This window comes from Actinoplanes campanulatus (genome assembly GCF_014647795.1).
GTDB classification, from domain to species: domain Bacteria; phylum Actinomycetota; class Actinomycetes; order Mycobacteriales; family Micromonosporaceae; genus Actinoplanes; species Actinoplanes campanulatus.
In genome coordinates, this window is the sequence record NZ_BMPW01000011.1 from 197,318 (window position 1) to 215,215 (window position 17,898).

Here is a 17,898-nt window from a genome sequence, read left to right on the forward strand (position 1 = left end):
GCCGGCTGAGAGACCCTGAGAGGGGCTCAGGGGTTTTCCCGATCCATCGAGGTGCGCCGCCTTCATAGGCTGACCCCGTGACCATCATCGTTACGGACGGGCTGACCAAGACGTACGGCGGCGGGGTGACCGCCCTCGCGGACCTCACCGTCGCGGTCGATGCCGGCGTCATCGGGCTCGTCGGCGCCAACGGCGCCGGCAAGAGCACCTTCATCAAAATCATGTTGGGACTGGTGCCGCCCAGCGGCGGCACCGTCCGGGTCTTCGACCTCGACCCCGTCACGCAGACCGATCAGGTCCGCGCCCGTGTCGGCTACATGCCGGAGAACGACTGCCTGCCGCCCGACGTCTCGGCCGCCGAGTTCGTCACCCACCTGGGCCGGATGAGCGGGCTGCCGAAGACCGCCGCCCGGGAGCGCGCCTCCGAGGCGCTGCGGCACGTCGGCCTGTACGAGGAGCGTTACCGGCAGATCGGCGGGTACTCCACCGGCATGAAGCAGCGGGTCAAGCTGGCCCAGGCGCTCGTGCACGACCCCGACCTGCTGCTGCTCGACGAACCCACCAACGGCCTCGACCCGGCCGGCCGCGACGCCATGCTCGCCCTGGTCCAGCGGATCGGCACCGAGTTCGGGATCTCCGTGGTGGTCTGCTCCCACCTGCTCGGCGAGGTCGAGCGGATCTGCGACTCGCTCATCGCCATCGAGGGCGGCCGGTTGCTGCGCGCCGACCGGATCTCGTCGATGACCGCGGCCTCGGACGTGCTCGCGGTCGAGGTCGCCGACGGTACGGACGAGCTCGCCGACGCGCTCGCCGGGATGGGCATGGAGGTCAGCCGGGACGGCCGGATGCTCCTCGTGCCGATGGATTCGGAGACCGCGTACGACCGGATCCTGCGGGCCGTCACCGACCTCGACCTCAACCTGCACCGCCTCGACCAGCGCCGGCACCGTGTCGCCGAGCTCTTCACCACGAAGGAGACCGCCGATGTCTGAGGCCGGCGTCATCCATGACATCGGATACCAGCGGTACGACGGACCCCGTCTGGGCCGCTTCGCCATGCAGCAGGCGCTCTACGTGCACGGGCTGCGCGCGGCGTACGGGCTGGGCCGCTCCGCCAAGGCGAAGATCTTCCCCTGGCTGGTCTTCGGCATCATGCTGCTGGTCGCGGTGATCGTGGCCGCGGTCCGCTCCACCATCGGCGAGGTGATCTTCACCTACACCCAGTTCGCCGACCAGATGAGCTTCCTGATCATCTTCTTCGTGGCGATCGTGGCGCCGCAACTGGTCTCCCGTGACCTGCGGTCCGGCACCCTGCCGCTCTACTTCAGCCGGCCACTGCGCGCCGCCGACTACGTGGCCGCGAAGTTCGCCGCCCTGGCCAGCGCCATCTGGCTGCTGCTCGGCGTACCGCAGTTCATCATGTTCCTCGGCGCCGCGTTCACCACCAAGACCGGCTTCAAGGGCGTGTGGAACGAGGTCCTCGACCTGGTTCCGGGCTGGGGCTACAGCCTGCTCTGGGCGGTGATGTTCGCCGGCATCGGCCTGCTGATCGCCTCCTTCACCGGCAAGCAGGCGTTCGCGGCCGGCGGCATCGTCGCGGTCTTCCTGATGACCGCCCCGATCGTCGGCGTCCTCGCCTCCCTGCCCTCCACCACCGCCAACAGCCTGGCCGGGCTGGCCAGCCCGATGACCCTGATCGCCGGCATCAACCAGTGGATCAGCGGCGACGAGGGCACCGGACTCGACCTGGGCCGGTTCGGTCCGGTCTACGCCATCGAGGCGGTCTGCCTGATCGCCTCCTGCCTCCTGCTCCTGCTGGCCCGCTACCGGAAGGTGGCCTCGCTGTGACCGCCCAGACCCTCCCGGCCGAGACGCCCGCCGCCACCCTCGGCGTGGTCGACCTGGTCAACGTCTCCCGCTGGTACGGCAACGTGGTGGCGGTCAACGACATCACCATGTCGCTCAACCCCGGCGTCACCGGCCTGCTCGGGCCCAACGGCGCCGGCAAGACCACCGTGCTGCACATGATGGCCGGCTTCCTCGCCCCCTCCCGGGGCATGGTGACCATCGACGGCAAGCCCACCTGGCGCAACCCGGCCGTCTACCGCGACCTGGGCCTGGTCACCGAGCGTGAGGCGGTACACGGCTTCCTGACCGCCCGCCAGTTCGTGACCGCCTGCGCCCGGATGCAGAAGCTCAAGGACCCGGAGGCCGCCGCCCAGCGGGCCCTGGAACTGGTCGAGATGACCGGCGCCGCCGAGCGCCGCATCGAGACGTTCTCCAAGGGCATGCGCCAGCGCACCCGGGTCGCCGCCGCGCTGGTCCACGAGCCCCGCGTGCTGCTGCTGGACGAGCCGTTCAACGGCATGGACCCGCGCCAGCGGATGCACATGATGGAGCTGCTGCACTCGCTCGGCGACCGCGGCCACACCATCCTGTTCAGCTCGCACATCCTGGAGGAGGTCGAGCAGGTCGCCGGCCTGGTCCAGGTCATCGTGGCGGGCCGGCTCGCCGCCTCCGGCGACTACCGCAAGATCCGCCGGTTGATGACCAACCGGCCGCACGTCTTCGCCGTACGCAGCTCCGACGACCGCCGGCTGGCCGTCGCGCTGATGGCCGAGAAGTCGGTCGCCGGCATCGAGATCGAGGCCACCGGCCTGACCGTTCGCGCCTCCGACTACGGCAGCTTCACCCGCGTGCTGCCCCGCATCGCACTCGACCAGGGGATCCGCCTGCACCAACTGGTGCCGTCCGACGAGTCCCTGGAGAGCGTCTTCTCCTACCTGCTGGAGGGCTGATGTCCACGGTCGCTTTCATCACCGCGCGCGGCCTGTTCGGCCGCCGCCGGGCGCTGCTGCTCCTGCCGCTGCCGATCCTGCTGGTCGGTCTGGCCCTGCTCTGCCGGATGTACGACGTGTCGCCCGACATGTGGGGCCAGGCGGTGATCGTCGCGCTGGGTCTCGCCGTGGTGCTGCCAGTCGTCGCCCTGATCGTCGGCACCGGCGTCCTCGGCTCCGAGGTCGACGACGGCACGATCGTGCACATCCTCACCAAGCCGCTGGCCCGGCGCGACATCATCCTCGCGAAGTACGCGGTGGCCGCCTCGGTCACCACGGTGGTCTCGGCCGTACCCCTGTTCCTCACCGGCGTCCTGGCCGGCTCGGCGAGGCTCGGTGGCGCCCTGGCCGTCGCCGCGACCGTCGGCGCCTTCGCCTACTCCGCCCTGTTCCTGCTGTTCAGCCTGGTCAGCCGCCGCCCGGTGCTGGTCGGCCTGGTCTACATCCTGGTCTGGGAGGGCCTGCTCGGAAACTTCGTGAGCGGCACCAAGAACCTGGCCATCGGCCAGTACGTCATCGCCATCACCGACAAGATCGCCCCGAACGGCATGATGGATACCCCGGTCAGCCTCACCACGGCCATCGTGATGAGCGCGATCTTCACCGTTGCCGGCACCGTCTTCGCCATCAACCGCCTCGGCTCCTTCAGCCTGGCCGGCGAGACCAGCTGACCCGGTACGGCCCGACCGGCCCGCGATGCCCTTGCGGTATCGCGGGCCGTTCTCGTCGTACCCGCCCGCTACCGTGCGAGCCGTGACCGAGATCGACTGGTCGGACATCCGGCCCCGTCTCGCGGCCCTGGCCGCCCACCCCGGCGCCTCGGAGGACTACCTCGGCAGCTCGCATGGCTGGGAGCTGGAGCCCTCACTGACCGCCGCCGAACTCGCCGATCTGGAGACCCAGATCGGCGTGGAATTGCCCGCCGACTACCGCGCCTTCCTGCTCCAGGCAGGCCGGGGCGGCGCCGGCCCGGCCTGTGGTCTCTCCCCGCTCCGTCGCGAGGACGGCCGCTGGACGTGGGCCGAGTCGCCGACCAGCATCAGCACCCTGACCCGGGCGTTCGCCCACATCCGCGGCTTCATCCCGGACGGCCATCTGCGCGAGCGCCCGGCGATCAGTGGCGTCGAGGATCTCTGGTGCGAGGCCCCGGAGGATGTCCCCGAGGGCGCCGCCCACTCGGACGGCCTGCTCTACCTGTGCACCCTGGGCTGCGCCCTGTGGGTGACCCTGGTGGTGAGCGGCCCGTCCCGGGGCCAAATCTGGTCCGATTTCTCCGCCGACGAGGAGGGCTTCCAACCCGAACAGAACCCGGATGGCAGCCGCATGACCTTCACCGACTGGTACCGCCGTTGGCTCACCGAAGCGGAGACCTCAGCGTTCGGTCGGTAGACCTCGCGCGATCTCACCGCTGTGGTGCTCTGTGGTGCCCTGTGGTGCGTATTAGGGTATCCTGTAGTGCATTCTGGTGCACCTGTGGTGCGTTGTGTGGTGCGATTGGCGGAGTGCCGTGATGGATCACCAAGAATTCGCCGAGTTGCTGACGGCGCTGCGCGTGCACGGCGCAGACCACTCCACCTGTGAAGTGAAGCGAGCCAGAGGTGGAATGCCTGTCACTCTGTGGGAATCGATCAGTGCCTTCGCGAACGGGTCCGGAGGCCATCTCATCCTCGGTGTGGACGAGAAGAGCGGTTTCACCGTCGTCGGCGTTGATGACGCTGCGGCGATGGAAGCGCAGATAGGAGCGGTATGCGCTGATATGGAACCACCGGTGCGGGCGGAGATTCAGACCGTACGGTTCGAGGAGAAGAACGTCGTCATCGGATTCGTCCCGTCCGTGCCGCGCGATCAGCGTCCCTGTCATAAGCGTGTCCTGGGCCCATGGGCGGGTTCACGTATCAGGGTTGCGGACGGCGATCGTAAGTTGACCGACTACGAGGTCGCGATACTGCTGTCCAACCGAACAGAACAACACCACGATTTGACGCCAGTGCCGACCGCGACAGTCGACGACCTGGACCCGCAGTTGCTCGGTGCCTTCCTTCGCCGTATCCGTGCCACCAAGGGGCCGGTGTTCGGCCGGGTGGACGACGAGCGTGCACTCCTCATGCTCAACGTTCTGGCCAAGGACGGCGACCGGGTGGTGCCGACCTTGGCGGGGCTGCTGGTCTTCGGCATTTATCCGCAGACCTTCGAGCCTCAGTTGGACGTCACCCTGGTCGTGTACCCGACGGGCGAGCCAGGCGCTTCTGGAAGGTTCGGCGAGCGGTTCATCGACAACCGATCCCTCGACGGGCCGATCCCTGAGATCGTTGCGGAATGCGTAGACGTGCTCAAGCGCAATATGCGGCGACGCAGCATCATCTCGGGGATCTACCGGGTGGACGAATGGGAGTACCCGGAGGAGGTGATCCGGGAAGCGCTCGTCAACTCCCTGGTGCACCGTGACTACTCCGCATTCGCGCGCGGGATGCAGGTGCAGGTGGAGATGTACCCCGACCGCCTACTGATCCGGAATGCGGGTGGTCTGTTCGGGACGGTCGATGTCGGTTCGCTGGGAACGCGGGCCGTGACCTCGTCCCGGAACCGGGCACTTCTGAAGATTCTTGAGGACACTCCGCTTCGCGACGGTCGCATGGTCTGTGAAAACCGGGGCACCGGCATCGCGCAGATGCTCATGGCACTGGGGGCGGCAGGCATGGAGCCTCCACGTTTCACGGATGACATCTCGACTTTCACCGTCGAAATTCCGAATCACGCGCTTCTCGATGAGGAGACACTGCGGTGGATGACTTCGCTGGGCCTGCCGCCGCTTGTTCGATCACAGATGACGGCGTTGGCTCTCATGCGCAACGGCGCAGTGCTGACGAATAGTGGCTATCGGACCTCGACAGGCGTTCAGGACAGCCGTGCCGCAACACGAGAGCTGAAGGAACTTGTCGATGCCGGCGTGGTCGAACAGGACGGAAACCGCGGCTCGACCACGTATCGAATCTCGCGGGCGGTGCTTGCGCCTATTGACGAACCGGTAGCCACACCGGCCAGGCTGACCCCCAACGAGCGCCAGATTCTGGCAGCTCTCAGTACCGTGCCGTTGCTGCGTGCCGACATCGAGGACCGCACCGGATTGAGTAGGGACACGGTGAAGCGTGGGTTGCAGAGCCTCCGCCAGAAGGGGTTCGTCTCCATGATCGGGCAGCAGCGTTCTCGTGGCGCCCGGTGGGTGCAAACTCTCGGATCCTGATTCGCGAGCGTGTGGGAAGGGTATAGCGCGGAAAGGCCGTCCGGCGATCGCCGGACGGCCTTTCCGTAGTGGGAGCGGATGTCAGCCGGTGTTGCGCATGCCGGCGGCGATGCCGTTGACCGTGGTGAGCAGGGCGCGCTCCAGGGCCGTCGAGTCGGACGGGCCGCGGCGGGCGCCCGGGGCGGTCGGCATCTGGCGGCTCGTGTCGCCCAGGTCGCGGTACTGGCGGAGCAGGGCCACCTGGAGGTGGTGCAGCGGCTCCAGGTACGTGTCGCGGACGCTCAGGGTGCGGGAGAGCTCCGGCTGGTTCGACAGGATCTCGGTGCCGCCGGTGATCGCCAGGACCTCCTGGACGGTCAGGGCGTACTCCTGCTCGATCTTCGTGAAGATCGGGCGCAGCTCCTCGGGGACCAGCGTCTCGACGTAGCGGCGGGCGATCGACAGGTCGGTCTTGGCCAGCATCATCTCGACGTTCGACAGGAACGTGCGGAAGAACTGCCAGTGCTCGTGCATGGCGTCGAGTTCGGCGCCGAGGCCGGCGGCGCGGACCGCGGCCAGGCCGGTGCCGACACCGAACCAGCCGGGGACGATCTGCCGGGTCTGGGTCCAGCCGAACACCCACGGGATGGCCCGCAGCCCGCTCAGGCCGGCGTCCGCGTTGGGGCGCTTGGCCGGGCGGGAGCCGATGTTCAGCGCGCCGAGCAGCTCGGTCGGGGTGGCGGCCCAGAAGTAGGCGGCCAGGTCCGGGTCCTCGACGAGTGAGCGGTACCGGGTGAACGCCGCGTCCGAGGCGGTGTCCATCACCGAGTCCCACACGACGAGGCGCTCCGGGTCGACCGAGAGCGTGGTGTGCAGCAGGGTGGCCTGGAGCACGGCCGCGACGGTCAGCTCCAGGTTCTCCCGGGCCAGCGACGGGATCATGTACTTGTCGGAGATGACCTCGCCCTGCTCGGTCACCTTGATCGCGCCGTCCAGGGTGCCGTACGGCTGGGCCAGGATCGCCTCGTGGGTGGGACCGCCACCCCGGCCGACCGTGCCACCGCGGCCGTGGAAGAGGCGCAGCCGCACACCGTGCCGGGCCGCCACGTCACGCAGCGACCGCTGCGCCTTGTGGATCCGCCACTGGCTGGTGGTGATGCCGGCCTCCTTGTTGGAGTCCGAGTAACCGAGCATGACCTCCTGGATGTCGCCGCGGGCGCGGACGATCTCCCGGTACGCCGGGGTGGAGAGCATCTCGTCCAGCAGGTCACCGCCGGCGTCCAGCTCGGCCGGGGTCTCCAGCAGCGGCACGATGCCGACCTGGGCCCGCCCGGTGTGGATGTCGACGAGACCGGCCTCGCGGGCCAGCAGGGCAGCGGCCAGCACGTCGTCGACGCCGAGGGTCATCGAGATGATGTACGACTCGACGACCTCGTCACCGAACCGCGCCTGCGACTCCCGGATCGTGTGGAACACGTCGAAGGTCTTGCGCGCCGAGTCGGTGAGCGGGGTGTCGGCGCTGGAGAGCGGCCGCCGCCCGGTCAGCTCGGTGGCGAGCAGCTTGGTGCGCTGGGCCCGGTCCAGAGCGGCGTAGTCGTCGACCTCGCCGACCTGGGCGTACATCTGCTGGAGCACCTCGTGGTGCTTCTCGGCGTGCTCGCGGACGTCGAGGACGGCCAGCTGCATGCCGAACGCGGACGCCTTGCGGATCGCGGTGGCGACCACGCCGACGGCCGGCAGCTGCCCGGAGTTGCGGGCCAGCGAGGCACGCATCAGCTCCAGGTCGGAGATGAGCTCGGCGCTGCCCAGGTAGTCGCGGCCGGGCACGTGCGGGGTGCCGTTGACCAGCCGGGCCCGGGTGTTGGCCAGCTTCGCCTTGATCGCCCGGACCTTCAGACGGTACGGCTCCTCGGCGTTGACCCGGCGGAACCGCTGCTGCACCTCGGGCAGGTTGTCCAGGTCCTGGGCCAGGCTGGCGGACAGGTCGAGGGAGACGCCGCGCAGCCGCCGGGAGACGGACAGCTCGTCGATCAGCTTGTCCATCGCCTTCTCGGTGGCCTGGATGCCGTGCTCGTGCTGGATGAGCAGCACGTCCCGGGTGACCGCCGGCGTGACGAACGGGTTGCCGTCCCGGTCGCCGCCGATCCACGAGCCGAAGGTGAGCGGCCGCGAGGTGGGCGCGGTCTCCACACCCAGGCGGCGCAGCGTGTCGGCCAGGTCGTCGAGCACCTGCGGGGCGGCGTCCGCGTACAGGTCCTTGAGGTAGTAGACGGCGTTGCGGGCCTCGTCGGTCGGGTCCGGCCGGTCCAGGCGCAACTCGTCGGTCTGCCAGAGCAGGTCGATCAGCTCGGCGAAACGCTTGGTGGAGGTGGTGGTGTCGGTGTCGCCGAACAGCGCGGCGGCGGCCGACTCGGCGTCCAGCGCGTCGGCGACCTGGCGCAGCTTCGACAGGATCGACCGGCGGGAGGCCTCGGTGGGGTGGGCCGTGAAGACCGGGCGGATCGCGAGGCGGCGGGCCGCGGCGGCGATCTCGTCGGCCGGGACGCCCTTCTCGGCGATCCGCTTGGCGGCCTGGTCCAGCCAGCCGCCGTTCTCCGCGCGGCGGCGGCGCAGGTCCCGGGACCGGTGCACCTGCTCGGTGACGTTGGCCAGGTGGAAGTAGGTGGAGAAGGCCCGGGCCAGCTTCGTTCCGGTGGTGATGTCCATCGCCGCGAGGCGGTCGGCGGCCGCCGGGGCGTCCTGCCGCACCAGGGCCCGGATCTCCTCGACCAGATCCAGCAGTGGCCGCCCTTCCTGGCGGGCCAGCGTCTGGCCGAGCAGCGTGCCGATCCGGCGGATGTCGGCACGTAGCGCGGCGTCGGATCCCTCTCGTTCCTCGAGTTGGGCAGGCTGCTCTGTCATCGGGGCGCTCCTTCGCTCGGATGGCTCCAGGACGGCGCTGTCCCGACATCGCCGATGTTATCGGCGTACCCCGGTCCGGGGGTGAATTGAGTCAAGAGTCTCATGACCCGGTGCGGGACCGTGCGCAGGTGGGGTACCACTGACCAGCGGGCGAGGGTCCCGTGGGCCGGGCCGGTGGCTTGTGTCGGACTAAGCTGAGGGGCGCACCCCCGCCCGCGTATCCGCCACCGGGGTCGTTCGTCGTGCCCTCAGGGGGTCTTCATGCAACTCTCCGGTCTGATTCCCGCCGCCCTGCGCGACCGCGGTCTGGCCCGCGCGCGTGACCTGGCGGCCAAGGGCTTCGTCGATTCCGACTCACTGGACCTGACCGCGCCGGTCTCGCTCCGGCCGTTCGTGGTGGCGGGAGTGGCGGGCGCGGCCGACGTCGGCGGCGCGCAGCGGCCGGTCCTCGCGGTGACCGCCACCTCGCGCGAGGCCGACGACCTGGCCGACGCACTGGGCTGCCTGATCGACCCGGCCCTGATCGCCGTCTACCCGTCCTGGGAGACGCTGCCGCACGAGCGCCTGTCGCCGCGCTCCGACACGGTCGGCCGCCGGCTCGCCGTGCTGCGGCGGCTCGCCCACCCCGGCGGCGCACCGCTGCGGGTCGTCGTGGCCCCGGTCCGGTCCCTGCTCCAGCCGCAGCTCAAGGGCCTCGGCGACCTGGAGCCGGTGGAGCTGACCGGCGGCGGCGCGGCGGAGCTGGAGGAGGTCGCGCGGCGGCTGTCCGGCATGGCGTACGCGCGGGTCGACCTGGTCACCAAGCGCGGCGAGTTCGCGGTCCGTGGCGGCATCCTGGACGTCTTCCCGCCCACCGACGAGCACCCGTCCCGGGTCGAGTTCTGGGGCGACGAGGTGGAGGAGATCCGCACCTTCGCGGTCGCCGACCAGCGCACCATCGACCAGGTGCCGCGACTCTGGGCGCCGCCCTGCCGGGAGCTGCTGCTGACCCCGGCCGTGCGGGAGCGCGCCCGGGAGCTCTCCGCCCAGCATCCGGAGCTGGCCGAGATCCTCGACAAACTGGCCGAGGGCATCCCGGTCGAGGGCATGGAGTCGCTGGCGCCGGCCCTGCTGCGCGGCACCGACAGCATGGAGCTGCTGATCGACTGCATGCCGGCCGGCACGCACGTGCTGCTGTGCGACCCCGAGCGGATCCGCACCCGGGCGCACGACCTCACCCGTACCTCCGATGAATTTCTCGAAGCGTCCTGGGCGGCGGCCGCCGTCGGCGGCCAGGCACCGATCGACGTGGGCGCCGTCGCTTTCAAAAGCCTTGCGGATGTACGGGCACACGCGGCCGTTCTCAAGCAGCCGTGGTGGACCGTCTCGCCGTTCGGCCTCGCCACGGCTGAGCCGACGGCGGAGGCCCTGCCCTGGGAGGACGCCGCCCCGGTCGAGGTGAGCCCGGATCTCGGCGACGCCGTCGCGCTGGCCGCCCAGCCGGTCCCGCTCTACCACGGCGACACCGCCCGGCTCGCCTCCGACCTGTCCGGCTGGGCCGCTCAGGGCTGGGCCATCGCGCTGGTCTTCGAGGGCAAGGGCACCGCTCAGCGGGCCGCCGAGCTGCTGCGCGACGCCGGTCTCGGCGTCACCCCGGTCGACTCGATCGCCGCGCCCATCGCCGACGGGCAGCTGCTGATCACCTGCGGCGCCCTGAACCACGGCTTCGTCGACGAGGCGTCCCGGCTCGCGGTGATCACCGGCAACGACATCTCCGGCGGCCGTGGCGCGTCCACCAAGGACATGCGCAAGATGCCGGCCCGGCGGCGCAACACCATCGACCCGCTGGAGCTCAAGACCGGCGACTTCGTGGTGCACGAGCAGCACGGCATCGGCCGCTACATCGAGCTGGTGCAGCGGACGGTCAACGGCGCCGACCGGGAGTACCTGGTCCTCGAGTACGCGGCGTCCAAGCGGGGCCAGCCCGGTGACCGTCTCTACGTGCCAACCGACCAGCTCGACCAGCTCTCCCGGTACGTCGGCGGGGAGCAGCCCAACCTGCACAAGATGGGCGGCGCCGACTGGCAGAAGAGCAAGGCCCGGGCGAAGAAGGCGGTCAAGGAGATCGCCGCCCAGCTCATCCAGCTGTACGCGGCACGCCAGGCCTCGCAGGGCCACGCCTTCGGGCCGGACACCCCGTGGCAGCGCGAGCTGGAGGACGCGTTCCCGTACACCGAGACGCCCGACCAGATGGCCGCCATCGTCGAGGTCAAGCAGGACATGGAGTTGCAGGTCCCGATGGACCGGCTGATCTGCGGCGACGTCGGTTACGGCAAGACCGAGATCGCGGTACGGGCGGCGTTCAAGGCGGTGCAGGACGGCAAGCAGGTGGCCGTGCTCGTGCCGACGACCCTGCTCGCCCAGCAGCACTACAACACGTTCACCGAGCGGATGAGCCAGTTCCCGGTGGACATCAAGCAGCTGTCCCGGTTCCAGACGCCGAAGGAGGCCACCCTCACCCTGGAGCAGGCCGCCGCCGGAACCGCCGACATCGTCATCGGCACGCACCGGCTGCTCTCCAAGTCGACCCGGTTCAAGAACCTCGGCCTGATCATCGTGGACGAGGAGCAGCGCTTCGGCGTCGAGCACAAGGAGCAGCTCAAGGCCCTGCGTGCGTCGGTGGACGTGCTCACCATGTCGGCCACCCCGATCCCGCGGACCCTGGAGATGGCGATCACCGGCATCCGGGAGATGTCCACCATCGCCACCCCGCCGGAGGAACGCCACCCGGTTCTCACCTACGTCGGCGCCTACGACGAGAAGCAGGTCGCCGCCGCCGTCCATCGTGAGCTGCTCCGCGACGGTCAGGTCTTCTACCTGCACAACCGGGTCGAGTCGATCGACCGGGCGGCCCGTAGGTTGCGCGAGCTGGTGCCCGAGGCCCGGGTCGCGGTGGCGCACGGCCAGATGAGCGAGGAACAGCTCGAGAAGGTCATGGTCGGGTTCTGGGAGAAGGAGTTCGACGTCCTGGTCTGCACCACGATCGTCGAGTCCGGCATCGACATCCCGAACGCCAACACCCTCATCCTGGAACGCGCCGACCTGCTCGGCCTCGCCCAGCTGCACCAGATCCGCGGCCGGGTCGGCCGCGGCCGGGAACGGGCCTACGCCTACTTCCTCTACCCCCGGGAGAAGCCGCTCACCGAGCACGCCCACGAGCGGCTGGCCACCATCGCCCAGCACACCGAGCTCGGCGCCGGCATGTACGTGGCGATGAAGGACCTGGAGATCCGCGGAGCCGGCAACCTGCTCGGCGGTGAGCAGTCCGGCCACATCGAAGGTGTCGGCTTCGACCTGTACGTGCGGATGGTCGGCGAGGCGGTCGCCCAGTTCAAGGGCGAGCGCCCGGAGGAGGAGCCGGAGGTCAAGATCGACCTGCCGGTGGACGCGCACCTGCCCACCGAGTACATCTCGGTCGAGCGCCTGCGCCTGGAGATGTACCGCAAGCTGGCCGAGTCCCGCGACGAGCCGCGGCTCAAGGAGGTCGTCGCCGAGATGACCGACCGGTACGGCGAACCGCCGGTCCCGGTCGCCAACCTCATCGCGGTCGCCCGGTTCCGGCTGCTGGCCCGGGCGTACGGGCTCACCGACGTGTCCATGCAGGGCAAGCACATCCGCTTCTCCCCGCTGGCCCTGCCGGACTCGAAGCAGCTGCGGCTCAAGCGCTACCACCCGGACGCCGTCTACAAGACCGGCGCCGACCAGGTCAGTGTCCCGCGGCCCAGCACCCGCCGGGTCGGTGGCGAGCCGCTACGCGACCTGGCCCTGCTGGAGTGGTGCGCCCAGTTACTCAAGGACGTGCTCGGCGATGTCCCGGCCCCGGCGCCCATCGTGGTGAAGGGATGAAAATCGATACGGGGCGGGGCGATGAAGATCACAATCGGCGTGAGAGAGTGTTGACCATGCTTCGTGCCCGCCGACTCGCCTCCACCGTCGTCGCCGCGTCCCTCGCCGTGGGCGGCCTCTCCGCCTGTGACTCGGAACCGAGCGTGGCCGCCTATCTCGGCGACGCCGGACAGGTGTCCGAGCAGGAGGTCCAGCGGATCTGGGACGACACGCACGCCGACCTCGCCGCCCAGGCCCAGGCCGAGGCCGACGAGGCCACCCGGCAGCAGCGGTTCAAGGAGGAGGCGCTGCGGAACGCCGGGCAGGACGTGAAGACCGCGCCGGCCGTCACCCCGGCGCCGGTGCAGATGCCGTTCAGCCGGGGCGACATCGTGAACGAGCTGGTCACCCGGGAGCTGTACGAACAGGTCGCCGCCGACCGCTCGGTCACGCTGCCCGCCCAGGTGCCGTACGAGGAAGAGGCCGCCCAGCGCAAACTGCCCGCCGGCACGGAGTACAGCAAGCTCTACATCGACAACCTGTACATGCAGAGCCTGCTGATCCAGTCGTTCCTGTCGGAGACCCCGCCGGCTGACGCGGACATGCTCCAGGTCTACAACAGCCTGGGCGCCAACGGGGGCGTCGAGCCCGGCCAGGACTTCACCACCTGGCTGTCCCTCCAGTCCCCGCAGAACCGGCAGGTGGTGGCCGCCGCCGCGCAGGTCCGGGAGCAGGTCGAGGGCGCCGCCGACGAGCTGAACGTCGAGGTCAACCCGCGCTACCAGCCGTTCGAGGTGAGCGTGCTGGAGATCCAGGGCGAGAGCGACCCGCTCCAGCTTCTCGGCACCGACCTGGGCGTCGAGCAGTCCGTACCGGTGGCCGACGTCTCTTGAGCGCCCGGATCATCCTGCTGGTCACCTCACCCCGGCTACCGGCCGGGCTGCTGACCGCGGAGGCGTGGGACGCCGTCCGGGCGTACCCCGTCTTCGCCGCCGCGGACAGTGACCAGGCCGAGGCCCTGCGGGTGACCGGTGTGCCGGTCACGATCCTCGAGACGGACGCACAGGGCCTGCTCGACGCGATCGCCGGGCGGCCGGCCGCCGTCTGGCTCGCCGGGCCGCACGGCGACCAGGACTTCGCCCGGCAGCTCGGGCTGCGTCTGGCCCGCGAGCCGGGCCTCGCCGAGCTGGAGCTGATGTACGGCTCGTGGGATCCGCCCGGAGCCCGGCTGCTGGACGCCGTCGCCGTGATGGACCGGCTGGCCTCACCCGGCGGCGACCCGTGGAAACGGGCGCAGACCCACCAGACGCTCGCCCCTTACCTGCTGGAGGAGGCGTACGAGGCGTACGACGCGATCGTCGGCGACGACCCGGACGCGGCCCGCGAGGAACTCGGCGACGTGCTTCTCCAGGTGGTGCTGCACGCCCGGCTCGCCGAGGAGCGCGACGAGAGCGACCGGTGGAGCATCGACGACGTGGCCGCCGGCCTGGTGGAGAAGATGATCCGGCGCAATCCGCACGTCTTCGCCGGGGAGCGGATCGAGGACATCGAGGAGATCACCGCCAACTGGGAGCGGATCAAGCGCGAGGAGAAGACGCGGGACTCCGTGCTGGACGGGATCGCCATGAGCCAGCCGTCCCTCGCCCTGGCCGCGAAGATCCTGCACCGGGCCGAACGGGCCGGTCTCGAGGTGCCGCTGCCGGCCGGTGACGACCTCGGCAGCCTGCTGCTGCGGGTGGTCGCCGAGGCCCGGGCCGCGGGCCTGGACGCCGAGGCCGAACTGCGGGCCGCCACGCTGACTTTCGCAGAGGCGGTGCGTGCGGCGGAAAATGTCGGTCCCTCCGAGTAGGTTTCACGGCATGCCGGAGTTCGTACCGCTCGCCGAGCGGATCGTCGACGCCCTGCTGGAGAGCGACCCCGCCACCGCGTCCTACGCGGGCGACCACCGCTTCGACGACCGCCTGCCCGACCACTCCGACGCCGGCGTGTCCGGCCGGGTCGCCATGCTGCGTGACGCCGGTGACGCGCTCAGCGGCGTCGACCCCGACGGCCTCGACCCGGAGGACCAGGTCGACCACGCGATCCTGACCGCCAAGGTGGAGCGGGCGCTGTTCGAGCTCACCGAGATCCGCGAGCACGAGTGGAACCCGTTGGAGCACAATCCCGGTCCACTGCTGCACGGGCTGATCGCCCGCCCGTTCGCGCCGCTCGGCGAGCGTCTGACCAGCCTGGCCGGCCGGCTCGGCGCGATTCCCGACGCCCTGGCCACGGCTCGCGCCGTGCTGCGTGACGTGCCCCGCGTCCACGCCGAGACCGCGGCCGGCCAGTTCGCCGGCACGGCCGGGCTGATCCGCGCCGAGATCCCCGCCCTGCTGACCCGGGAGCCGGGCCTGCGCTCGACCGTGGAGCCGGTGGCCGAGGTTGCGCTGGCCGCGCTCGGCGAGTTCGACGGCTGGCTGCGTGCCCGGCTGGAGGGCGGCGATCCCGGCCGCGAACCACGGCTCGGCCGGCGCCTGTGGGAGGCCCGGCTCTGGCACACCCTCGACACCGAGCTGTCCGCCGCCGAGGTGCTCTCCCGCGCCCGGGAGAATCTGGACCGCGTCGGCGAGGCGCTGCGGGAGGCCGCCGCCGAGCTGGCCGGTGGCCCGGCCACCGACGAGACGGTCCGGCGGGCGCTCGACTCGATCGCCGAGCGGCACCCGGACAACACCACCATCGTCGGGCTGGCCAAGGTGACGATGGGGGAGGCGACCGAGTTCGTCCGGGCGCACGACATCGTGTCCCTGGTGGACGATCCGTGCGTCATCGAGGAGATGCCGGAGTTCGCCCGGGGCGTCGCGGTGGCCTACTGCGACCCGCCCGGTCCACTGGAGACGGCCGACGTCCCCACCTTCTACTGCATCGCCCCGGCCCCGGCCGACTGGCCCGCTGAGCGGATCACCAGCTTCTACCGGGAGTACAACGACGAGATGCTGCGCAACCTCACCGTCCATGAGGCGATGCCCGGCCACTTCCTGCAGATCGCCCACTCGCGGCGGTTCCGGGCGGCCACCCGGGTGCGCTCGCTCGGCTGGTCCGGCCCGTTCGTCGAGGGCTGGGCGGTCTATGCGGAGGAGCTGATGACCGGCCTCGGCTTCGGTGGCCTCCCAGTCCGGTTGCAGCAGCTCAAGATGCAGTTGCGGATGAGCCTCAACGCGATCATCGATCAGCTCACGCACTGCGAGGGGCTGCCCGAGTCCGAGGCCATGGAGCTGATGACCGGGCGCGGCTTTCAGGAGGAGGGCGAGGCGGCCGGCAAGTGGCGGCGGGAGCTGCTCACCTCGACGCAGCTGTCCACCTACTTCGTCGGCTACACCGAGGTCGCGGCGATCGCGGCGGCCCGGCCGTTCGGCGCCACCCCGAAGGCGTGGCACGACGCCATGCTGGCGCACGGCTCCCCACCGCCCCGCCACCTGCGCGCACTGTTGGGTGTCTGACCTTTCGGCGGTCAGTTTCCGGGCGGTCAGTCGGCGCGGCGGTCGACGAATCGGGCGCCCGGCGGCATGGTGAAGTCATGGTCGCCGGCCCGTGCCTGGTAATCGGTCAGCACCATCTCGACCGGGATGCCGGCGACCGTTCCGGTGAAACCGGCGATGGCGCCCTCGACCGTCACACAGACGTCGAAGTCCGGAGCCGGCACGTGATCGACGCCACCCAGCCGCAGACAGGAGGCGGTCCGCTCGGCGATCGTGGTCTCCCGCGTCTGGACCGCCAGATCCGGGTCGATCGCCGCCGCGTTCAACAGCGCGAGCACCGTGTCCGGGGTGACCAGGCCGGCCGTGGCCGGCAGTTCGTCGGGGGCGCCGTGCGGATCGGTGGCGGTGCAGACGGTCTCCGCGCCGGCGGTCGCGCAGTTGGTGAGGGCGTCCGGCGTCCGGATCAGATTGCCGGACGGAAAGGCGTAGGCGATGCGGGCCGGCCGCTGCGAGCGGGTGATCCGGGCGGTCTCCCCACCGGCCAGCCGGTAGGTGGCCGTCCAGCTCTGGCCGCCCGCGCCGGCCAGCCGGTCGGCGACCTCGCTGACCAGGTCGTTCCCGGCGGCGCCGGCGGCGCCGGCCGGCTCGATCCCGGTGCAGCCGGAGGTGCCGAGAAGGCCGATGACGAGCAGGGAACCGGCGAGCACGGAGCCGGCGCGGATGCGGCGCGGGGTGGCGGGCACGTGACCACCCTTACGCACCCGTGCCACCCCGCGCAATCGAGTATCCCGTAACGACCGTCGATGAATCGAGGGTCAATGGACGGACAATTAACGGGCCGGAAGACCTCAATTTAAAATCGGCATTTCCCGGCCGATGTCCGGTAATCATCGGAGGTCGGCGGCCTCGGCCATCATCTCGGCGATCATCTCGTCCGCGATCGCCTCGGCGGCAGCGGCCTCGCGGCGGGCCATGGTCTGGAGCCGGAAGACGTACCGGCGAATGATCTTGGCCTGGTGCTCGTTCCGGTCGAAGATCGCCACCATCTCGACCATGACCGGACCGCGCACCGGGACCTGCTGCCGCAGCGAACTCACCCGCAGCGCGGTGGCCGGGAACTCGACCAACTCGCTGCCCAGTTGCACGCGGAGCAGCATCTGGTCGCCCGGCCGCAGGTCGACGTCGCTGAAGTGGGCCCGCACCGACCGCTCGCTGATGTCGTGCACCCGGCCGGTGACCTGCGGTTCGTCGGCGCGTACCAGCAGGATGGCCTCGCCTCCGCCGCCGCGGACGTACAGCCGTAGCTGCTCGATCTCCGGTTCGCCGGGCAGGGTGACGTCGATCCGGTTCTCGTCGATCCTCACCACGGTCCCGCGGTGTACGTACCGGCCACGGGGACCCGCCGGCCAGCGGATGGTCACCGGGGAGCCGGTCGTCAGCGGGACGTCGGCGCGGGCGAGGGACAGGGTCACGGTGGCGTCGGTGACCCGGACCACCCGGACTTCCGGGAGGGTCCGGCCCCCGAGGTCCATCTCGACGTGTGACCCGTCGGCGGGAAACAGGCTACTGGTCATAGTGCCCAAGGATTCGGCAGGTCCGGCCCGGGTTTGAGGCATAGCGG

13 protein-coding genes are annotated in these 17,898 nt (G+C 70.3%); 10 read left to right on the forward strand and 3 right to left on the reverse strand.

Going from position 1 to position 17,898, the window contains the following annotated elements:
* Positions 1 to 77 precede the first annotated feature (77 nt).
* The 6 genes from IEZ13_RS22440 (at position 78) to IEZ13_RS22465 (ending at position 6,078) form a co-directional block, all read left to right on the forward strand.
* Complete coding sequence (locus tag IEZ13_RS22440) at positions 78 to 992, forward strand: ABC transporter ATP-binding protein (RefSeq protein WP_183222943.1); 915 nt, start codon at positions 78 to 80, stop codon at positions 990 to 992.
* Positions 985 to 1,848: an ABC transporter permease gene (locus IEZ13_RS22445; protein WP_183222944.1), complete on the forward strand. Its 864-nt coding sequence runs from the start codon at positions 985 to 987 to the stop codon at positions 1,846 to 1,848. The genes IEZ13_RS22440 and IEZ13_RS22445 overlap by 8 nt, the downstream gene beginning before the upstream one ends.
* Positions 1,845 to 2,798: an ABC transporter ATP-binding protein gene (locus IEZ13_RS22450; protein WP_183222945.1), complete on the forward strand. Its 954-nt coding sequence runs from the start codon at positions 1,845 to 1,847 to the stop codon at positions 2,796 to 2,798. Before IEZ13_RS22445 ends, IEZ13_RS22450 begins: the two co-directional genes overlap by 4 nt.
* On the forward strand, positions 2,798 to 3,508 hold the full coding sequence (locus IEZ13_RS22455) for an ABC transporter permease (protein WP_183222946.1): 711 nt from the start codon (positions 2,798 to 2,800) through the stop codon (positions 3,506 to 3,508). Before IEZ13_RS22450 ends, IEZ13_RS22455 begins: the two co-directional genes overlap by 1 nt.
* A gap of 82 nt (positions 3,509 to 3,590) precedes the next feature.
* Positions 3,591 to 4,226, forward strand: a complete 636-nt coding sequence (locus tag IEZ13_RS22460; protein ID WP_203833861.1) for an SMI1/KNR4 family protein — start codon at positions 3,591 to 3,593, stop codon at positions 4,224 to 4,226.
* A 121-nt stretch (positions 4,227 to 4,347) separates the two neighbouring features.
* On the forward strand, positions 4,348 to 6,078 hold the full coding sequence (locus IEZ13_RS22465; protein WP_183222948.1) for an ATP-binding protein: 1,731 nt from the start codon (positions 4,348 to 4,350) through the stop codon (positions 6,076 to 6,078).
* An 81-nt stretch (positions 6,079 to 6,159) separates the two neighbouring features.
* Here the strand turns inward: IEZ13_RS22465 and ppc are convergent, their stop codons facing one another.
* Positions 6,160 to 8,958: a phosphoenolpyruvate carboxylase gene (gene ppc / locus IEZ13_RS22470; protein WP_183222949.1), complete on the reverse strand. Its 2,799-nt coding sequence runs from the start codon at positions 8,956 to 8,958 to the stop codon at positions 6,160 to 6,162.
* Positions 8,959 to 9,219: 261 nt separating this feature from the next.
* On the opposite strand from ppc, the gene mfd reads away from it, so the two are divergent.
* Genes mfd through IEZ13_RS22490 form a run of 4 tightly spaced genes read left to right on the forward strand, consistent with a single transcriptional unit; the run spans position 9,220 to position 16,298 of the window.
* Entirely contained in the window at positions 9,220 to 12,843 is a 3,624-nt protein-coding gene (gene mfd / locus IEZ13_RS22475) for a transcription-repair coupling factor (protein ID WP_183222950.1), read from the forward strand.
* A gap of 56 nt (positions 12,844 to 12,899) precedes the next feature.
* Positions 12,900 to 13,715: a hypothetical protein gene (locus IEZ13_RS22480; RefSeq protein ID WP_183222951.1), complete on the forward strand. Its 816-nt coding sequence runs from the start codon at positions 12,900 to 12,902 to the stop codon at positions 13,713 to 13,715.
* Positions 13,712 to 14,671, forward strand: a complete 960-nt coding sequence (locus tag IEZ13_RS22485; RefSeq protein ID WP_183222952.1) for a nucleoside triphosphate pyrophosphohydrolase — start codon at positions 13,712 to 13,714, stop codon at positions 14,669 to 14,671. The genes IEZ13_RS22480 and IEZ13_RS22485 overlap by 4 nt, the downstream gene beginning before the upstream one ends.
* 10 nt (positions 14,672 to 14,681) lie before the next feature.
* Positions 14,682 to 16,298, forward strand: a complete 1,617-nt coding sequence (locus tag IEZ13_RS22490) for a DUF885 domain-containing protein (RefSeq protein WP_183222953.1) — start codon at positions 14,682 to 14,684, stop codon at positions 16,296 to 16,298.
* Between the two features lie 26 nt (positions 16,299 to 16,324).
* On the opposite strand, the gene IEZ13_RS22495 is transcribed toward IEZ13_RS22490, so the two are convergent.
* Both IEZ13_RS22495 and IEZ13_RS22500 read right to left on the reverse strand, forming a co-directional pair.
* Entirely contained in the window at positions 16,325 to 17,020 is a 696-nt protein-coding gene (locus IEZ13_RS22495; protein WP_183222954.1) for a hypothetical protein, read from the reverse strand.
* A gap of 144 nt (positions 17,021 to 17,164) precedes the next feature.
* Positions 17,165 to 17,851 (reverse strand): hypothetical protein, encoded by a 687-nt coding sequence (locus IEZ13_RS22500; RefSeq protein ID WP_183222955.1) that lies wholly within the window; start codon positions 17,849 to 17,851, stop codon positions 17,165 to 17,167.
* Positions 17,852 to 17,898 lie beyond the last annotated feature (47 nt).